Here is a 13996-nt window from a genome sequence, read left to right on the forward strand (position 1 = left end):
CTCAATCCTTGACCATCAGCTTGCGCGGTACGTTGGCGAAGCATTCGACCCCGGTATCGGTAATGAGGATACTCTCGGTTGTCTCGAACCCCATGTCCTCGAGCCAGAGGCCGGTCATGAAATGGAAGGTCATGCCAGGCTTCAGCTCGGTGCGGTCGCCGGGGCGCAGGCTCATGGTGCGCTCGCCCCAGTCCGGCGGATAGGACAGGCCGATCGGGTAGCCGGTGCGGTTGTCCTTGACGATCCCGTATTTCTTGAGCACGACGAAGAAGGCATTGGCGATGTCCTCGCAGGTATTGCCGGGCTTGGCCACCGCAAGGCCGGCCTCCATGCCCTCTAGCGTCGCCTTTTCCGCGTCGAGGAAGGCCTGCGTCGGCTTACCGAGGAAGACCGTGCGCGACAGCGGCACGTGATAGCGGTTATAGCAGCCCGCGATCTCGAAGAAGGTGCCCTCGCCCCTCTTCATCGGCCGGTCGTCCCAGGTCAGGTGCGGCGCGGAGGCTTCGACACCTGACGGCAAGAGCGGCACGATCGCCGGATAGTCGCCGCCGATGCCGTCGACGCCGCGGGTGCCTGCGTCGTAGATTTCGGCGACCAGATCGCATTTGCGCATGCCGACCTCGATCTTGTCGAAGATACGGGCATGCATTGCCTCGACGATCCGCGCGGCGTTGCGCATATATTTGATCTCGGTTTCGCTTTTCACCGCACGCTGCCAGTTCACCAGCGCGGTCGCATCCACGAAACGGGCGTTCGGCAGATGTTTCTGCAGCGAAGCGAAGGCGGCCGCGGAGAACCAGTAATTGTCCATCTCGACGCCGATCGTCAGCGTGCCGAAGCCGCGATCCGTCAGGATACCGGAGAGATAATCCATCGGGTGTCGCTCGGTCGACTGCACGTAATGATCGGGATAGCCGACGATATTTTCCTGGCTGAGATAGGAAGTCAGCTTGGCACCGTTGGCGTCCTGGCCGCGGCCGAACCAGACCGGTTCGCCGGACGGCGGCACGATGACGGCCTGATGCACATAAAACGACCAGCCGTCATAACCCGTCAGCCAGGCCATGTTTGATGGATCGCTGACGATCAGGAGGTCGACCCCCTTCGCATCCATGGCATGCCGGGTCTTTTCCAGCCGCGCGGCATATTCCCCACGCGAGAATTTGAGATTGGGCTGGGTCATGTTTCTTCCCTTCTTATCCGGCGCAAGGCCAGCTCAGCTTTCGAATGCGGTGCCCGCGCCGGCGGCATCTGCCCGCGCGAAGGCGAGCGTGGCGATGGCGGTATCCTGGATGCCGGTCCCGGTGAGGTCGGCGAGTGTGATCTGTCCTGCGTTTTCGCGTCCGGGGCGGATGCCGGCGATGACTTGCCCAAGCTCGGAAAATTCGGCATCCGGTGAAATGAGCCCGGCCTTGACGGCATGATGCAGTTCCCCGAGCCGGCGCGTCTGTTTCAGGCTGTCGGCGACGTAGACATCGACCTTGGCGATGGCTGCCGGGTCGATCTCGTTCTTGTGTTCGGCATCCGAACCCATGGCGGTCACATGCTGGCCGGGCTGGAGCCATTCCGCCTTCAGGATCGGGATTTCAGATGGGGTCGTCGTGACAACGATATCGGCACCGGCGACGGCGATCTCAGGATCGGCCTCGGCCCTTACTGTGATCCCAAGCCTGGCCGTCAATTCCGCGGCAACGGTTTTGGCTTTCCCGAGGTCGCGCGCCCAGATGTGCGCCTCACGAATCGGCCGGACCAGCGCCAAAGCCTCCAGTTGCAACCGCGCCTGCATGCCTGCGCCAAAAATCGCCGCAACGGCCGAGTCCGGACGCGAAAGATGTTTTGCCGCAACTGCGCCCGCCGCAGCCGTCCGGACATCAGTCAGATACCCGTTGTCGAGCAACAGCGCCTGCACGAGACCCGTGCGGCTGGACAGCAGGACCATCATGCCGTTCGTGCTCGGCAGGCCGATCTTCGGATTGTCGAAGAAGCCGGGGCTGATCTTGATGGCGAAACCTTCGAGACCCGGCACATAGGCCGTCTTCACATCCACTTCCCCACGATGTTCGGGAATATCGAGGCGCAGGATCGGCGGCATGGCGACCGGCTTGGTGGCGAGCGCATGGAAAGCGTCCTCGACGCAGCCGACTGCTTCGCCGTCGAGCGGAACAAGCTTGCGCAGATCCTTTTCGGTGAGAATGACGATCCGGCTCATGCGGCGTCCTTTCCATGGATGGCGTCACCGTTGATCACCCGCCGGTGCTGCTCCATGTCGATATTGCGGCCGGAAAGGAGTGCGACGATGGGCCCAAGGCATTTGACTTTTCCGGCAAGCAGCGCCCCGATGCCGACAGCGGCGGCGCCTTCGACCACCTCGCGCTCGAGCGAATAGGCATGTGCGATACCGGCGGCAATTTCCGCTTCGGAAAGCAGAACGACATCGTCGAGAAGATCCCGGCACATCGCAAAGGTCACGCGGTTATCAAGCCCGATGCCGCCCCCGAGCGAATCCGCAAGGCTCGGCACTTCCTCGACCAAAACCGGCCTGCCCGCATCCAGGCTCGCCTTCATTGCCGCGCCGCGCTCCATCGTCAGGCCGATGACCCGCGCCTGCGGCCTCAGTCCCTTCACCGCGGCTGCGATGCCGGCGGCAAGCCCGCCGCCGGACAGCGGCACGAGAACCGTCCCGATCTCCGGAACTTGTTCGACGATCTCAAGACCGAGAGTACCTTGCCCCGCCACGATGGCCGGATGATCGAAAGGCGGCACCATGACCAGCCCCTCTTCTGCCACCAGCCTGTCGACCTCTTCCTGCGCTTCGTCCTGCGAATGTCCGATGATGCGCACGCGCGCACCGAGGCGGCGGATTTCCGCGACTTTGTTTTCCGGGACGAGCGACGACATGCAGATGGTTGCGACGGCACCTTCCGCTCTCGCCGCAAAGGCGAGCGCCCGCCCATGATTGCCTGTGGAGGCCGCCACCACACCGCGCGTCCGCTCCTCGCGCGTCAGCGAAAGGATGGCGTTCGTCGCACCGCGCAGCTTGAAGCTGCCGGTGGTCTGATGGTGTTCGAGCTTCAGATGGACCGGTACGCCCGTCCGCTCGCTCAGGACGACCGATGCCGCCATCGGCGTCCGGCACACGCGGCCATCGATGCGGACTGCAGCGGCGCGGATATCGTCAAGTTGAACCGGCAAGGTCTTCCCGCTCATGGTCTCAGCCTTCCGGATAGGGCTTGGTCATCAGCGTGCCCAGTTCAGGACGCGATGCCATTTCCCCGCAAAGCCGCAGGCAGGCCCAGCTGGTGGCAAGGTTGCTGCTGACGACAGGCCTGCCAATCTCGGCTTCGATACGGGCCGCGACTTGTGCAGCCCGGACCGCGGTGCAGGAGATGAAAAGCGCCTGCGAAACCGGTGCGATTGCATCGCGGGCGAGCGAAACGATCTCGTCCGGTGCAATGCGCGCCATTTCGCGGTCGTCGTCGAAACCCAGGCAGGTAAACCTGTCGATCGTGAAGCCGAGGCCGGCGAAATAATCGGCCATCGGCCGGCTCGTCTCCACGGTATAGGGCGTCAGGATCGAAATTTGGCTTGCACCGATAGTCCGCAGGCCTTTTACGGCCGCAGCCGTCGGCGTCACCACGCGAACGCCGGGTTTGGCGGCGCGGATCGCCTCCTCGATGCGGGCATCGCCGATGACCACGGAGGCGGACGTGCAGGAATACATGACCGCATCCAGCGTCTCGCCCGGCAAGATCAACGAGGCGCCCTCGGTCAGCACCGGCTGCATCCTGAGGAGATTTTCAGGCGTCGTCGGATTGGCATACGGGATGCGGTTGACATAAACGCCGATGCGGTCGCTCGCGACCATGCGCTGGAAGTCGACCTCCGTCGTATGGTCGGTGGCCAGGATCACCAGACCGATGCGTTTCTGAAGCGGGCGATCGTCCAGTCGCGGCTTTCGGCCGGCGAGGCTTATCTCAACGGAAGTCATCTCAGTCGTCCATCCTGGCATAACGTTCCTCCAGCCAGCGCAGCCCCAGGACCGAGATCAGGCTGACCACGAGGAAGAAGACGCCGACGAGCGTCATCGGCTCGATATAGCGATAGTTGCTGTTGGCGATGCTCTTTGCCTGGTTCATCAGCTCCAGCACGGTGATGGCCGAAAGCAGCGGCGTTTCCTTGAACATCGCGATGAAATAGTTGGCGAGCGCCGGGATCATCGGCGGCACCGCCTGGGGCAGGATGACGTGGATCCAGGCCTGCCTTGTCGTGAGATTGGCCGCCTTTGCCGCTTCCCACTGTCCACGCGGCACGTTCTCGATGCCGGCGCGATAGACCTCGGCGGTATAGGTGGCATAGTGGACGCCGATGCCGATGACGCCGGCGACCAGCGGCGAGAGGCGGATGCCGATATCCGGCAGCACGTAGAAAATGAAATAGAGCTGCACGAGAAGCGGCGTGCCGCGGATGAATTCCGAAACGAAGCCGACCGTGCGCGAGACAGCGGTGATCGGCGAGCGGCGCACGATGGCGAGACCGAGACCGACCACCGCCGCCACGGCCGCACCGAGGACGGTCGCCAGGAGAGTGATCTTGAACCCTTCGAGAAGGGTCGGCATGATCTGCCAGACGAAATCCCAATCCCACTCCATGGTCAGGTCCTCACGCCGTCGAGGCTGCGCGTCACCCGCCGCTCCAGCCAGCGCATTACCGTGGAAATCGCCCAGGCCATGACGAAGTAGAGAAAGAGGATCGTCGCGAAGGGAATGAGCGTATTGCCGGTCTGGGCACGGACGACCTGCGCCTGGAAGGTGAGGTCCGTCAGCGAGATCAGCGAGACTACGGCCGTGCCCTTCAAAAGCTCGATGGCGTTGTTGCAGAAGGTGGGCAGCATCAGCGGCAGCGCCTGCGGCAGGATGACATGGCGCATCCGCTGAAAGCGGGAGAGATTGAGGGCGATGCAGGCCTCGGTCTGTTCTCGCCCGACCGCCTTCACGGCACCGCGCACAACTTCTGCCCCGTAAGCCCCGACATTCAGCCCCAAAGCCAGAACGCCCGCCTGAAGCGGCGTGAGGGTGAGGCCCGCGAAGGGAAGGACGAAATAGACCCAGAAGAGCTGGACGAAGATCGAGGTGCCCCGGAAGAACTCGATATAGGTCGTCGCAAGCGCCCGCACGGCAAAGAAGCGCGAAAGCCGCCCGAGGCCGGCCAGGAAAGCCATCACCAGCGCCAGAGCCGAACCCATAACGGTCAGCTGCAGCGTTACCAGCGCCCCCTCGAGGATCAGCGTCAAATAGCCGGACCAGACCGACATCAGCGGAAACTTCCCATTATCGCAGACAGTGCAGAGACGGCCCAAGGCCATCGCGATCGGTGGCGGAACGGCACATGAGCCGCTCCGTCCACCTCAGTTCGGCCGTTTACTGGGCGGCAGTGCATTGCTTGTCGCGAGTGGTCGACATGGCTGCCTTGGCGGAGAAACCATAGGGTTCGATAAGCTTGGCAAACTCACCCGATTCCTTCAGCTTCTTGAGCTCCCCATCAAACGCATCGCGGAGGGCGACGTCCTGCTTTCGGAAGGCCGCGCCATCGCAATACACCGGCGCGCCGACCACCGGTGCGACGACTTCGAGATTCGGATCCTTCGCTTTGTCCAGAAGATCGTGGATCGAAAGGACCGGAAGAGAATAGACGTCGATGCGGCCATCCTGGAGCATCTTGATGCCGCTCTGCCCATCCGGCACGACGATGACGCGCTCACGCGGCACGCCAGCCTGCAGGGCCAGCTTCTCCTCGGTGCCGCCACCCGGGGCGCCGATCTTGGCATTCGTATTGTTGGCAATGTCCTTGTAGCTCGTCAGCTTCAGCGGGTTGCCTTTCCTGAGGGCGAATGCTTCCGCATCGCAAAGGATCGGCTCGGAATAGGCCACCGCGTTGCAGCGTTCCGGCTTCATGAACAGGCCTGCGGTAATCGCATCGTGGCGGCCGGCCTGCAGGCCTGGGATCATCGCACCATATTCGGAGATCGAAGCCACCACCTCCTTGATGCCGAGACGCTCGAAGATGACGCGGGCAACGTCGGGAGCGGCACCCGAAACCTTGCCGTCGGCGCCGACCGCCGTATAGGGCGGCTCATTGGCGATGGCGATACGGGCAAAGCCCTGTTCCTTCAACTGCTTCAGGTCCGCTGCGGATGCAGAAATACCGCCCGCGATGGCGGTGAGGATTGAAATGCTGACGGCCGATGCTAAAATTCTCGTTTTCATTGTTCCCTACTCCTCTGGTTTTTTCCCGATGTCTTCGGGCTGTATCGCTGCCTTTGGCGGTCAGACGCGGTGCCCGGCCGCTATGATCTTGCGCAGGAAAGTCTGGGTGCGCTCCTGCTTCGGGTTCCGGAAAATCTCATCCGGTCCGCCCTCCTCGACGATCTTGCCGCGATCGAAAAACAACACGCGGTCCGCGAAATCATGCGCAAAGCCCATCTCGTGCGTCACCAGCAGCATGGTCATGTCGGTCTCGGCCGCGAGCCGCCTCATGACATTCAGCACCTCCTCGACGAGTTCCGGATCGAGTGCGGATGTCACTTCGTCGAACAGCATGATCTTCGGAGAGAGCGCGAGCGCCCGGGCGATTGCGACCCGCTGTTTCTGGCCGCCGGAAAGCTGTGCCGGCACCGCCTTCGCCTTGTCCGCCATGCCGACCATGTCCAGCAGATCCATGGCCCGTTTTTCGGCATCGGCACGTGTCGCACCCTGGGTGAGCATCGGCGCGAGCGTGACATTGTCGAGGACGCATTTGTGCGGAAACAGATTGAAGTGCTGGAAGACCATGCCGATCTTCTTGCGCATGCGATGCAGATGGCGCTCGTCTGCGGCAACCAGATCGGCGCCCGTCTTCATGTGATAAAGCTGCTCGCCGTCGACCTCGATATGGCCGCCGCTGATCGATTCCAGCGTCATCAGAATACGCAGGATCGTCGTCTTGCCCGAGCCGGAAGGGCCGATCAGCGCCAGCTTCTCGCCCGGCATCACATTCATCGACAAACCATCGAGAACGGTCAGTGGGCCGTATCTCTTGACGATGCTGTCGATGCGGATGATGGGCGATGGCATTCATGTCTCTCCCTGTTGAGACAAGCAATGCGTCAACGATGACCGCCTCACGAAATCATGTCAATTCGGAAAATAATATCATGACAATATTTCTCCGCCTGCACAAACGGCAGGCGCTTACATCAAATCGCAAGCAGCAGCTCTTCGGGGTTTCCCTGCGCCAGCGACGCGACGATTGCGAGCCCGGTGCGCAACTCGCTTTCCGTTGTCGACCCCAGCGAGATGCGCAGGGCCGGCGTCCATCCGTGATCCGTCGTATGGAACGACTTGCCCGGCGCAATGCCGACGCCGCGTAGCCGCGCCTGGGCCACGAAGGCATCTTCGGTGTGACTGCCGGAAAGCGGCAGCCAAACGTGCAGGCTCTGTGGATGCGCTCGATAGGACAGACCCGCCAGCGTCTCGGCGGCGATGGCATGACGGCTGACGAGGGCGCGACGCTGCCAGTTGACGAGTTCCATGGCGGTGCCGTCGCTGACCCAGCGGGTGGCGATCTCGGCCATTGCGGGCGTTGCCATCCAGTTGGAGACCAGATGCCGGTTGGCAACCGCCGCGACATAACGGTCCGGCGCGACGAGATAACCGATGCGCAGGCCCGGAACGGTGATTTTCGTGAAGCTTGTCACGTAGAGCGTCCGTTCCGGAGCGAAGGCGGCCATCGGCGGCGCACGGCCCTCCACCATGGGCCCGAGGACGTCGTTCTCGATGATCGCTATGTCATGCTTGGCGGCCACGGCTGCAAGCGCCTCGCGGCGACCGGCGCTCATCAGAGCCGCCATGGGATTGATGACGGATGGCTGCAGGAAGATCGCCCGGATCGGACCTTTGCGGCAGGCCTCGTCGAGCGCCTCGGGGATCATGCCCTCCTCGTCGATCGCCAGCCCTTCCAGATGCAGGCCGAGATAGGTGGAAAGCGGAACGAGGGTATGATGGCTGACCACTTCCGTGGCGATGGTCGAGCCGGGCGGTGCGACGCTCATCAGGGCCACCGTCATTCCCGATGTTGCGCCGTTGGTCACGCTGACATTCAGCGGCGAAACATCCAGGCCGCAGCGTGCCAGCCATTCGGTCGCGATAGCCCGGTGGCGGGGGAACACCATATTCGGCCGAAACGACAGGGCGGAACTCGCCGGCAGGTTTTCAGAAAGCCAGGCGAAGGCCTGCCGGAATTTTTCGACATGGATCTGCTCGCAGACCGGCTTCAGGATCGACAGGTCGATGACCTCACCCAGCCGTTCGGGCAGGTAAGGCGGTTCGGGCTCGCGCGCCTGCGTCTGCACGAAGCTGCCTCGCCCGATTTCGCCGGAAATCAGCCCCCGGCGGATAAGGTCGTCATAGGCGCGACTGACCGTCTGGACCGACAGGCCGAGATCGTCCGCCATGCGGCGGTGGGTCGGCAGCTTGGTCCCGTTGACGAGCTTTCCTTCCTGGACGGCGCGGGCAATCTGCTCGGCGAGCGAAAGATAGGCCGGTCGGCGGAGCTGGGAGGGATCGGGGCGCCAATTTGTCATGATTTTACTGTGCTTAAAATCAGTTCAATTGACAATGGCAAAACGAATTTTCATTGTCTTCCGCAACAACCGCACGACAGGAAACCAAATGAAACTCGACGCCATCGATCTGCGCATTCTCGAGGCGGTCCAAGGTGATGGCCGGATCACCAAGCTAGCCCTCGCCGAAAAGGTCGGCCTTTCGCCGACGCCCTGCTGGATGCGTCTTCGGAAGCTGGAAAAGGCGGGCATCATCGCCGGCTATCATGCCCGGCTCGTGCCAAGGAAGATCGCGCCGATCGCCAGCGTCATGGTGGAGATCACGCTCGCCAACCATCGCCAGGGCGATTTCGATCGTTTCGAACGGGTGATCGCTGCTATCCCTGAGATCACCGCCTGCTGGTCGGTCGGCGGCGGCGTCGATTATATCGCCAAGATCGTGGCCCTCGACATCGACGCCTATCAACGCCTGATCGACGACCTGCTCGATCGCGAACTCGGTATCGAACGTTATTTCACCTATATCGTCACCAAAACGGTGAAGGAGGAAACGGGCGTGCCCGTTACCGCCCTGTTCGAGCCGGATATCGACCAGCGGTCGTAGACAATCTCTCCGCAAGGCCCGGCCAGTTTAGACCATCTCTCTCTTTTTCCCCTCGCGAATGGACAATCTCTCGCATCGGCAAGGCGATACTTGCGCCACGACCGAACGAGGATCTGGCCATGACTGCAATTTTTGCACGCCCCGCCTATCACGAGGCCCTGACGCGGCTCGCCGACCGCCACCTGCTGCGCGACCTTGCCTATGTGGATGGGCGCTGGGTTGCCGGCGCCAACGGCCAAAGCTTCCAGGTCACCGACCCCGCTTCCTCCGCAACCCTCGCGTGGGTCGCGAGTCTTAGCGCTGAGGAAACCGATGCAGCGATCGATGCTGCCGCGACCGCCTTTCCCGTCTGGCGGGCCAAGTTGCCGCAGGAGCGGGCCGCAATCCTGAAGGAATGGCATCGGCTGATGCTCGAAGCCAGGGAGGATCTGGCTCTCTTGATGACGCTGGAGCAGGGCAAGCCGCTTGCCGAGTCCCGCGGGGAGATCGACTACGCCGCCTCCTTCATCGAATGGTATGCCGAGGAAGGCAAACGGGTTAACGCCGAGAGCGTCACCAGCCATCTTCCGGGCGCCGAAATGATCGTGCGGCGGGAGGCGCTCGGCGTTGCCGGCATCGTCACGCCCTGGAATTTTCCCTCCGCCATGGTCACCCGCAAGGCGGCTGCGGCACTTGCCGCCGGCTGTACGGTCGTCGCGCACCCCTCTTGCGAAACGCCGCTTTCGGCGCTGGCGCTGGCCGAGCTCGGCGAACGGGCGGGAATGCCAGCGGGCGTGTTCAACGTCGTGACCGGCAATGCCGCCAGCATCGTCGGCCGGCTCTGCCAAGATGCGCGGGTGCGGGCGATGAGCTTTACCGGCTCCACCGAGATCGGTCGCCTGATCGCCGCGCAATGTGCGCCGACGATGAAGCGGCTGGTGATGGAACTCGGCGGCCATGCGCCGCTGATCGTCTTCGACGACGCCGACATCGATCGCGCCGCCGATATCGCAGTCGCCGCCAAATTCGCGACCTCCGGCCAGGACTGCCTCGCAGCCAACCGGATTTTCGTCCAGCGGCCCATCCTCGAAGCTTTCAACGCGGCTTTTGCCAAACGGATTGCCGCCCTGACGGTCGGCAACGGATTGGCGGAGGGCGTGGACATCGGACCGCTGATGCACGAACGAGCCGTGATGAAGGTCGAGGCACAGGTGAAGGATGCGCTCGACAAGGGCGCCAGGCTACTTGCCGGCGGCAAGCGCTATAAGGCCGGTCCGCTTTTCTTCGAGCCGACACTCATCACCAACGTACCGGACGATGCGGTCATCATGCGCGAGGAGACCTTCGGCCCGATTGCCGCCGTCACCGTCTTCGACACGGAAGACGAGGTCGTCGCCCGCGCCAACGACACCGAATACGGGCTTGTCGCCTACGTGGTCACCGCAAACGGCGCCCGGCAGATGCGCCTCGGGCGGGCGCTCGAATATGGAATGGTGGCGATCAACCGCGTGAAGATCACCGGCGGGCCTGTTCCTTTCGGCGGCTGGAAACAATCCGGTCTCGGACGCGAGGGCTCCCGCCACGGCATCGAGGCTTTCACAGAGCTCAAATATCTTTGCATCGACACCGCCTGCTGACCGATCCCATAATCTTGAAGGAAAAGCCAATGCTCGAAAGAAACAACGAACTCACCGCCTGGGACCGTGATCATTTCTTCCATCCGTCGACCCATATGGGCATGCATGCGCGTGGCGAAACGCCGACGCGGGTGATCGGCAGCGGCGAAGGCGTCTACATCACTGACCGCGACGGCCGCACCAGCCTCGATGCCTTTGCTGGTCTCTATTGCGTCAATGTCGGCTACGGCCGACAGAAAATCGCCGATGCAATCGCCGAACAGGCCCGGAACCTGGCCTATTACCATGCCTATGTCGGGCACGGCACGGAAGCGTCGATCACGCTTTCGAAGATGATCATCGACCGGGCCCCGGAAGGCATGTCGAGGGTCTATTTCGGTCTTTCCGGCTCCGATGCCAACGAGACCAACATCAAGCTGATCTGGTACTACAACAACGTCCGCGGGCGGCCGGAAAAGAAGAAGATCATCTCGCGCTGGCGCGGCTATCACGGCTCCGGCGTCATGACCGGCAGTCTCACCGGCCTCGAACTCTTCCACAAGGCCTTCGACCTGCCGCGCGTGCCGATCCTGCATACCGAAGCGCCCTATTACTTCCGCCGCCCGGACCGCTCGATGAGCGAGGAACAGTTCTCGCAATATTGTGCCGACAAGCTGGAGGAGATGATCCTTTCGGAGGGCCCGGAGACAATCGCAGCCTTCATCGGAGAGCCCATCCTCGGTACCGGCGGCATCGTGCCGCCGCCCAGGGGCTATTGGGACAAGATCCAGGCCGTGCTTCAGAAATACGACATCCTGCTCGTCGCCGACGAGGTGGTGACCGGTTTCGGCCGCCTCGGCACGATGTTCGGCTCCGACCATTACGGCATGAAACCGGATCTCATCACCATCGCCAAAGGCCTGACCTCCGCCTATGCGCCGCTGTCCGGCACGATCGTCTCCGACCGTTTCTGGCAGGTCCTGGTGCAGGGTTCGGACCAGCTCGGCGCGATCGGCCACGGCTGGACCTATTCCTCGCACCCGATCTGCGCGGCGGCCGGCATCGCCAACCTCGAACTGATCGACGAGATGGGATTGGTGCAGAATGCTGCCGAGACCGGAGCCTATTTCCGCTCCGAACTGGCCAAGGCCGTTGCCGGCCACAAGCATGTCGGCGACGTCCGGGGCGATGGGCTCATGGCCGCGGTGGAATTCGTGGAGGACGAGGACGATCGCATGTTCTTCGATCCTTCCCAGAAGATCGGTCCACAAATCGCAGCAGCGCTTCTGGAGCGCGGCGTCATCGGCCGCGCCATGCCCCAGGGCGACATTCTCGGTTTTGCGCCACCGCTTTGCCTCACCCGCGAGGAAGCGGATATCGTCGTCAAGGTGACGGCCGAGGCGATCGACAGTGTATTCGCCAATCGCTGACGGGAGAAGACACATGGCCTCTATCCCCGAAACGATGGCAGCCGTCCTCCTGACCGGCCATGGTGGGCTCGACAAGCTCGTCTATAGCCGAGACGTCCCGGTGCCCAGACCTGCCGCCGGCGAGGTCCTCATCCGCGTGGCGGCCTGCGGCATGAACAATACCGATGTCTGGGTGCGCCAGGGCGCCTACGGTACGGAGGAGGATCCCGGCGCCGTTTCCACATGGAGACGGCAGGGCAACACGCTCACCTTTCCGCGCATCCAGGGCGCCGATACCGTCGGTCACGTGGTTGCCGTCGGAGAGGGTGTCGATCCGACACGGATCGGCAAGCGGGTGATGGTCGATTTCTCCATCTACAACCGCGAGGACGATAGCCTTGCCGACATCGACTACATGGGCCACGGACGCGACGGCGGTTATGCCGAATACATGGCGCTGCCGGCAGAAAACGCCCACGTGATCAACACCACCATGACCGACATCGAGCTTGCGACTTTCTGCTGCGCCTATCTGACCGGCGAGCGAATGCTGGAAAGAGCCAGGCTTTCCGTCGGGGAACGGGTACTCGTCACCGGCGCCTCGGGCGGCGTCGGCTCGGCAATCGTTCAGCTCGCGCGGGCGCGCGGCGCTATCCCGATCGCCGTCGCAGGCCCTAGCAAGGAAACCGCCATACTCGAGATCGGCGCCGAGGCCGTGGTGACGCGCGGGAAAGGCGACCTCGCCGAGGCGGTGACCGAAGCAACGGGCGGGGCGCCGATCGACGTGGTCGCGGATCTCGTGGCCGGCCCGATGTTCAACGATCTTCTGAAAATCCTGCGCCCCGAGGGCCGTTACACGACCGCGGGGGCAATCGCAGGTCCGGTCGTCCAGCTCGATCTCAGGACGATGTATCTGAAGCAGCTGGAGCTGCACGGTTCCAGCCAGGGAAGCCGCGCCGATTTTCGCCGCCTCGTCGGCTATATCGAAAGCGGAAAGGTCCGACCGCTCGTCGGCGGCGTCTATCCGTTGTCGAAATTCCACAACGCCCAAACGGACTTCATGGCCAAAAATTTCGTCGGCAAACTGGTCGTGGTTCCCGATTGACGGTAGTTCGGAACCTGTGTTGGCGATGTCGGGTTGGCTGGGTCCGACTTCTCAAGCCGACTATAAGCTGCCGAGCCGCTGAAGCATGTTCGTCAGGCGAGCATTCTCGGTCCGAAGTTTGTCGGCCAGCAGCTTTTTGAGCCGCCTGTTCTCGGCATCGAGCGCCGCCAGATCGTCATCCGAAACCACGTCCGGCAGATGGACACTCCGTCGCTGAGGATGGTCCTTTTCGGACGGCGTGACAATTTCGATGGTCTGAACGTTTACGTGCGGCTTCTCGGCGCTCGACAACGGTACGTGATCTCTTACTACCGCTACCATTTCGGGGGATGGCTGAGCATCAATTGCCGCCGGCAATTCGATTTGAGGCGGCGGCGATGAACCGGCTTCGCCGTCCAATGAAAGGAGTGTTCCTGGATCGTCGGCGCGATGGCCGTTTTCAATGCTCGGCTCCAGCTTCACTCGTTCGAACGCGACCGCAGCATTGTCGGAGGTTCGCGGGCGCTCCTCAATCGGCGGGATGCGATGTGGCAGCGACGTGTCGCTTTCCACCGCCCGGGCCAGGGCCCTCAGATCCGTATCACCCCAAATCGAGTTTGCTTGGGTCTTCGGCTGTCGTCGATTGGTTTTATACTCGACAACAAAGTTGCGCCGCGTGGTCTTCATCTGTCTCTCAGCGTGGATATG

Annotated in this window: 14 protein-coding genes; 4 read left to right on the top strand and 10 right to left on the bottom strand. The window is 62.6% G+C overall.

What is annotated here, in order from left to right; all coding sequences use genetic code 11:
- Position 1 precedes the first annotated feature (1 nt).
- The 9 genes from doeA to ehuR all read right to left on the bottom strand — a co-directional run bounded on the left by doeA (position 2) and on the right by ehuR (position 8617).
- Positions 2-1183, bottom strand: coding sequence for an ectoine hydrolase DoeA (gene doeA, locus AC1DLT_RS02705; protein WP_477485801.1), 1182 nt, complete (start codon positions 1181-1183; stop codon positions 2-4).
- Positions 1184-1216: 33 nt separating this feature from the next.
- The gene (gene eutC, locus AC1DLT_RS02710) at positions 1217-2209 is read right to left on the bottom strand and encodes an ectoine utilization protein EutC (RefSeq protein ID WP_477485802.1); all 993 of its coding nucleotides are present in this window, start codon (positions 2207-2209) and stop codon (positions 1217-1219) included.
- On the bottom strand, positions 2206-3207 hold the full coding sequence (gene eutB, locus AC1DLT_RS02715) for a hydroxyectoine utilization dehydratase EutB (protein ID WP_477485803.1): 1002 nt from the start codon (positions 3205-3207) through the stop codon (positions 2206-2208). Before eutB ends, eutC begins: the two co-directional genes overlap by 4 nt.
- Positions 3208-3211: 4 nt before the next feature.
- A complete protein-coding gene (eutA, locus tag AC1DLT_RS02720) occupies positions 3212-3988 on the bottom strand; it encodes an ectoine utilization protein EutA (RefSeq protein WP_477485804.1) in 777 nt (258 codons plus the stop codon).
- Position 3989: 1 nt separating this feature from the next.
- Complete coding sequence (gene ehuD / locus AC1DLT_RS02725; protein WP_477485805.1) at positions 3990-4649, bottom strand: ectoine/hydroxyectoine ABC transporter permease subunit EhuD; 660 nt, start codon at positions 4647-4649, stop codon at positions 3990-3992.
- 2 nt (positions 4650-4651) lie between these two features.
- Complete coding sequence (gene ehuC, locus AC1DLT_RS02730) at positions 4652-5311, bottom strand: ectoine/hydroxyectoine ABC transporter permease subunit EhuC (RefSeq protein WP_041365856.1); 660 nt, start codon at positions 5309-5311, stop codon at positions 4652-4654.
- Between the two features lie 106 nt (positions 5312-5417).
- Entirely contained in the window at positions 5418-6263 is an 846-nt protein-coding gene (gene ehuB, locus AC1DLT_RS02735; RefSeq protein WP_477485806.1) for an ectoine/hydroxyectoine ABC transporter substrate-binding protein EhuB, read from the bottom strand.
- A gap of 60 nt (positions 6264-6323) precedes the next feature.
- On the bottom strand, positions 6324-7109 hold the full coding sequence (gene ehuA / locus AC1DLT_RS02740) for an ectoine/hydroxyectoine ABC transporter ATP-binding protein EhuA (protein WP_477485807.1): 786 nt from the start codon (positions 7107-7109) through the stop codon (positions 6324-6326).
- A gap of 122 nt (positions 7110-7231) precedes the next feature.
- Positions 7232-8617: a MocR-like ectoine utilization transcription factor EhuR gene (gene ehuR, locus AC1DLT_RS02745; protein ID WP_477485808.1), complete on the bottom strand. Its 1386-nt coding sequence runs from the start codon at positions 8615-8617 to the stop codon at positions 7232-7234.
- 88 nt (positions 8618-8705) lie between these two features.
- On the opposite strand from ehuR, the gene AC1DLT_RS02750 reads away from it, so the two are divergent.
- From AC1DLT_RS02750 to AC1DLT_RS02765, 4 genes are all read left to right on the top strand, one after another.
- The gene (locus AC1DLT_RS02750; RefSeq protein ID WP_477485809.1) at positions 8706-9200 is read left to right on the top strand and encodes an Lrp/AsnC family transcriptional regulator; all 495 of its coding nucleotides are present in this window, start codon (positions 8706-8708) and stop codon (positions 9198-9200) included.
- A gap of 119 nt (positions 9201-9319) precedes the next feature.
- Complete coding sequence (locus AC1DLT_RS02755) at positions 9320-10816, top strand: NAD-dependent succinate-semialdehyde dehydrogenase (protein WP_477485810.1); 1497 nt, start codon at positions 9320-9322, stop codon at positions 10814-10816.
- 29 nt (positions 10817-10845) lie between these two features.
- Positions 10846-12225, top strand: a complete 1380-nt coding sequence (locus AC1DLT_RS02760) for an aminotransferase (protein ID WP_477485811.1) — start codon at positions 10846-10848, stop codon at positions 12223-12225.
- A 13-nt stretch (positions 12226-12238) separates the two neighbouring features.
- A complete protein-coding gene (locus AC1DLT_RS02765; protein WP_477485812.1) occupies positions 12239-13309 on the top strand; it encodes an alcohol dehydrogenase family protein in 1071 nt (356 codons plus the stop codon).
- 60 nt (positions 13310-13369) lie between these two features.
- Here AC1DLT_RS02765 and AC1DLT_RS02770 read toward each other — a convergent pair whose 3' ends face one another.
- Entirely contained in the window at positions 13370-13975 is a 606-nt protein-coding gene (locus AC1DLT_RS02770) for a hypothetical protein (protein ID WP_477485813.1), read from the bottom strand.
- Between the last annotated feature and the right edge of the window lie 21 nt (positions 13976-13996).

The organism is Neorhizobium sp. 05N33 (genome assembly GCF_056397445.1).

Excerpts from the sequence above, each read along its gene's own strand:
- doeA (WP_477485801.1), bottom strand. The coding sequence starts at position 1,183 with ATGACCCAGCCCAATCTCAAATTCTCGCGTGGGGAATATGCCGCGCGG.
- eutC (WP_477485802.1), bottom strand. The coding sequence starts at position 2,209 with ATGAGCCGGATCGTCATTCTCACCGAAAAGGATCTGCGCAAGCTTGTT.
- eutB (WP_477485803.1), bottom strand. The coding sequence starts at position 3,207 with ATGAGCGGGAAGACCTTGCCGGTTCAACTTGACGATATCCGCGCCGCT.
- eutA (WP_477485804.1), bottom strand. The coding sequence starts at position 3,988 with ATGACTTCCGTTGAGATAAGCCTCGCCGGCCGAAAGCCGCGACTGGAC.
- ehuD (WP_477485805.1), bottom strand. The coding sequence starts at position 4,649 with ATGGAGTGGGATTGGGATTTCGTCTGGCAGATCATGCCGACCCTTCTC.
- ehuC (WP_041365856.1), bottom strand. The coding sequence starts at position 5,311 with ATGTCGGTCTGGTCCGGCTATTTGACGCTGATCCTCGAGGGGGCGCTG.
- ehuB (WP_477485806.1), bottom strand. The coding sequence starts at position 6,263 with ATGAAAACGAGAATTTTAGCATCGGCCGTCAGCATTTCAATCCTCACC.
- ehuA (WP_477485807.1), bottom strand. The coding sequence starts at position 7,109 with ATGCCATCGCCCATCATCCGCATCGACAGCATCGTCAAGAGATACGGC.
- ehuR (WP_477485808.1), bottom strand. The coding sequence starts at position 8,617 with ATGACAAATTGGCGCCCCGATCCCTCCCAGCTCCGCCGACCGGCCTAT.
- AC1DLT_RS02750 (WP_477485809.1), top strand. The coding sequence starts at position 8,706 with ATGAAACTCGACGCCATCGATCTGCGCATTCTCGAGGCGGTCCAAGGT.
- AC1DLT_RS02755 (WP_477485810.1), top strand. The coding sequence starts at position 9,320 with ATGACTGCAATTTTTGCACGCCCCGCCTATCACGAGGCCCTGACGCGG.
- AC1DLT_RS02760 (WP_477485811.1), top strand. The coding sequence starts at position 10,846 with ATGCTCGAAAGAAACAACGAACTCACCGCCTGGGACCGTGATCATTTC.
- AC1DLT_RS02765 (WP_477485812.1), top strand. The coding sequence starts at position 12,239 with ATGGCCTCTATCCCCGAAACGATGGCAGCCGTCCTCCTGACCGGCCAT.
- AC1DLT_RS02770 (WP_477485813.1), bottom strand. The coding sequence starts at position 13,975 with ATGAAGACCACGCGGCGCAACTTTGTTGTCGAGTATAAAACCAATCGA.